Raw genomic sequence first — 3,924 nt, forward strand, 5'->3', positions numbered from 1 at the left:
ATAATATACCCCTCTATTTAATTTCTTGATATACGCGCCGGGAATGCCTTTAAATTTCATTGTCTCCGAACCTTTGACCAAACGATATTGTTTTACTTTGCTTTTTTCGGGATAATTAAATACATTCCGAGAAAAAGAGGATATTTCTTTTTCTATTTCTTCTGGTTTTATTTCATCAGCATATTTTTCATAATACGTTTTTGGTTGAATGAATAAACCTTCTTCAAGAATACCTTCCAGTTTCCATTTACCGTACTCTCTATCGTCAACCATGTCATCATCAAAAATAGCTTCACATGCTATTGAATCGGTATCACAATATGCCACATCGCCTTTTTCTAATTGTTTAATTAAACCTCTATATAATAAAATACGCGCGTATGACGTAACGTAGGCGGCTATATGCGGCTGAATATACGGCGCTTTGCTGGGGACGGCTGCTTCAATAAATTCTTGTCCATATACAGGGTTAAATAATTCAACATAAGGATAGCCTTTTTCTTCGCATGTCTCAATTTCTGTGACAGGTAAAATCGTTTGCCGAACCCTTTGCATACCGAATTTTCCGTACAGTGCATTTTGCATTAATTTTGCAAACGTCTTTTTTGCTCCATCACTTGTATTTTTAATCTCTTCAAAATAGGAGACAAAATCTTTAAATATATAATCGGTCTTTTCAAAATAAATACATTGATGAATTTCTTTTATTTTAGCACCCATTTCTAACGCCAATTCAATTTCTTCAAACGTCCATATCCCTGAAAGGTTACCGACCGGGAAACATAATTTTTTGTACATTCTGTGAGGTAGAGGCGGTATATGTAAAGTAGTCGGTATGTGAATATCACATTCTAAAAAACCGCCGCCCTGTCTATAGCTGTACCAATATTTAAATACGTTTCGGGCTTTGTCTCCTTTATGGTGACGCGGTTTCCCTATAGGTATTGGGTTCACTTTCATAACGTACGGATATAATGAATTTACATCATAATGAAAGCCGCCATTTAATTCACTTTGAAATACTTCTGTACGTCCACCATAATATGCCTTGCGTATAAAATCCTCTGTAAACTCGCCCCATTTGCTATAACCGTAATTCGTGGAAATAGCCTTTTCATAATCTTCAGGATAATTCATTTGATATACTTTCATTGCAAGACTTGCGGTAGTAGGACATTTTAAAAATTCATGAATCGGCAAGCCGGATATTTCAATAAGCATTGTAACAATTTCATATAATGCCACACAGTCCAACCGTAAATATTCATTTAATTCAGGTTCATACGGATCGACCTTCATAAAATAATTCCCTTGGGATTCCCGGTCATCATATTTACCCGGGTCATTTGTGGGGTTTCCGTCAGCGTCAAGCGCCCATCCCAATTTCAAAATATGGTCTTTTAAATCTATTTTTGCTTTTTCTTGCGAAATATTAAAATCCTCACATATCTTTTTTAATGAACCCATTACAAGCTTGCTGGAATCATGAAATGTAATAGGTTGCGAAATAATTTCATTTTCTTCAGTTATTTGGGATTCATTAAGACCTGTTTTAAATACCGTAACGACATTATTAATAAAAATCGAATTTTTTAAATCCGCTTCAGGTAAAATGTCCTTTGCGATTTTTGAAATGTCGAAATCTAGATTATGAATAAATACATGACAATCGTATTTTGTGGTATACTGTGAGAGAACCGTTTTCAGGTTTTTAAAAGTGTTTGTCGCACGGTATCTACTACCGTCATATAATCCGACGCGGAAGACTTCCCCAAAAAGTCCTCGCGTCTCAGTATCAAGCGTAAGTATCTTAACGGGTTTACTTGCGCTTTTTTCTTTATTCTCTTTTTCCTTACTCATTTAAAATCCACCTCTCCATCGTAAATCCTTCGCTAAACGTTTCGCCGTTTTGATATTTACTTGCGGGAGATATTTCTGAATTAAATCCCCAATAAATTGAGCCTTTTCTTCATTGTCATATAAAACCCTCATGCCTGCATTTATTGCAATTAATAAATCTTTATATCTCCTTAAATCGGCTTTTCCTTCATATAGCAAAATCCATGAATTCATATCAGCCAGTCTAAGAGAATCAAAATTTCTCATAAATGCTTTATGCTGTTTCCTTTTATTATTGGGGACAACATGCATACTTATTGTTCCTATTTCAGCGGGAAGTTTAGCACCTAAAAAACCTCTTATAGATTCGATAAGATAATCAACGCTCACATGTCTGTAAGACCGTTTTAAGTCCTCTATCACATTTGCATCCATCATTGTGTCGGTTTTTTCTTTCCAGTAAATCATTAAATAGGGTTCAGTAGCTTGTCGGGCTTTTCTTTCAGCCGCTTTTCTTTTTCTTTCTTCAGCCTTCGCCCGCTTATTTAATTCTTTGTTATACCATTCATTAAATCGTGATTCGCTCCAATACCTTTTTGCGGAATGTTCGGAGACTTTAAATCCTAACCGTTTAATTAATTCAGATCGTTCATTTGCAATTAAACTACGACTCTTTTTCTTAACAATTTTATTTACTGTGGCAGGTTTATTTTTTAATTCCTTTATAACCTTTTTGTCAGTAATTCCGACTTTTTTCAAGGCAGCTATATTTTGTTTTTTCTGCTGTTTCTTCTTCAGCCGCTTTTTCTTCCCAATCAGTGACACCCCCTTTAAACACAAAAGTCACAGGGAAACGAATTTCCCTGTCAATTTAATATTTAAATGGCTTCTGCTTTTTGTGTCGGAATATAGCGAACAGAACCGCGTGACAGTTCGTCTTGTGCTTCAGCATGAAAATAGGAGACTATTGCAAGCATTTCTGAACGAGTGAAACTAATAATCTGTTGTGTATCGTCATCAAGCTTTTGAGCGAAACAATACATATTCTCCACTCTATCCTCTTTAATCTCTGTGCGGCGTTCTCCGTTGTCGAAAATCATTACGTTTTTATCCAAGTCTAGCAACCTCCGTATATAGTAATTTAATATAAGAAAAGCCGCCCCGATCGGAGCGACTATTTAATTAGTCCACAAGCGCAAGTGTCAATGTTTTAAAGCCGCGGCGGGTTTTAACTTCTTTTGGAACAACTTTTAATGGCTCGTCCGTCCAAGGACCTTGCCCTACAATCCCAATGATACGTTGTAGGGAGCTTGCTACGCCCTGAGATACACTGTGATAGCCTTGTCCGTCTGCTGTTAAAAGAACAACGCGCATTGCCTGAATTGTCTCTTTCGTGACTTCATCCTCTAATTCAACCGCATGGGCGACCATGTCTGTAATTTCAATTACTTCTCCGATATGGTCTGATAGAGAGTGTTCAGCGTTGCTTACCGCGTTGTAAAGTTTGATGCTGCTCTTTCTGTCCGTTGCCTGGATAGTTGAAAACATTTGTTGTGTACCTTGTTCAAAAATACTTGGTGATGCTGTTGCAATGTCCTCAGTTGCCAATACGTCAGTAGTGTTTTCAGTGTTTTTAATAGTGTTTGTCATTTTAAAATTCCCCCAAAGAATTAATTTTGTTTTAAGTATTCATTGAATTTTTCAGCTGACACGCGCCATTCTCGACCGACTTTGAAACCTTTAATTTCTCCGTTGTTCAGCATTTTGCGAGCCGTTTTTTCAGATATTTTTAATATCTCGGCTACCTGTTTAACTGTTAAAACCTCTTCACTAGACAAAAAGCGTACCTCCCTCTACATATGTATCACTTCCTTTAAAGGGCTTCAGATTCCTTTATGTTCCCTTTGATGACCTTATCTTACCATCAAGGGATATATCATGTCTACCCCTTTTTACAAATTTCTTCAGAATTTTTTCAGGAAGGATTCGACATTATGCGACATATTGGTAGGAGAAGAAAATATTTCTGTACCAATAATAGAACACATGTTCCTGAATGTAAAGTCCTATTATATATGAAATAAC

Annotated in this window: 5 protein-coding genes; all 5 read right to left on the reverse strand. The window is 36.3% G+C overall.

The window, feature by feature from the left end; all coding sequences use genetic code 11:
* Window positions 1-1,860 (reverse strand): DNA polymerase (locus ACFQ8Y_RS22570; RefSeq protein WP_377982044.1); only part of this gene is annotated, 1,860 nt, incomplete at its 3' end.
* Window positions 1,861-2,664 (reverse strand): hypothetical protein, encoded by an 804-nt coding sequence (locus ACFQ8Y_RS22575; protein ID WP_376912104.1) that lies wholly within the window; start codon window positions 2,662-2,664, stop codon window positions 1,861-1,863.
* A 53-nt stretch (window positions 2,665-2,717) separates the two neighbouring features.
* Window positions 2,718-2,939 (reverse strand): hypothetical protein, encoded by a 222-nt coding sequence (locus ACFQ8Y_RS22580; protein WP_376642817.1) that lies wholly within the window; start codon window positions 2,937-2,939, stop codon window positions 2,718-2,720.
* A gap of 82 nt (window positions 2,940-3,021) precedes the next feature.
* Window positions 3,022-3,489, reverse strand: a complete 468-nt coding sequence (locus ACFQ8Y_RS22585) for a hypothetical protein (protein WP_326194938.1) — start codon at window positions 3,487-3,489, stop codon at window positions 3,022-3,024.
* 20 nt (window positions 3,490-3,509) lie between these two features.
* Complete coding sequence (locus tag ACFQ8Y_RS22590) at window positions 3,510-3,677, reverse strand: helix-turn-helix domain-containing protein (protein ID WP_326194937.1); 168 nt, start codon at window positions 3,675-3,677, stop codon at window positions 3,510-3,512.
* Window positions 3,678-3,924: the final 247 nt, after the last annotated feature.

The organism is Isoptericola sp. NPDC056605 (assembly GCF_042792795.1).
Classification (GTDB): domain Bacteria; phylum Actinomycetota; class Actinomycetes; order Actinomycetales; family Cellulomonadaceae; genus Isoptericola.

Coding starts and splice junctions, on each gene's coding strand:
- ACFQ8Y_RS22580 (WP_376642817.1), bottom strand. CDS start 2,939: ATGATTTTCGACAACGGAGAACGCCGCACAGAGATTAAAGAGGATAGA.
- ACFQ8Y_RS22585 (WP_326194938.1), bottom strand. CDS start 3,489: ATGACAAACACTATTAAAAACACTGAAAACACTACTGACGTATTGGCA.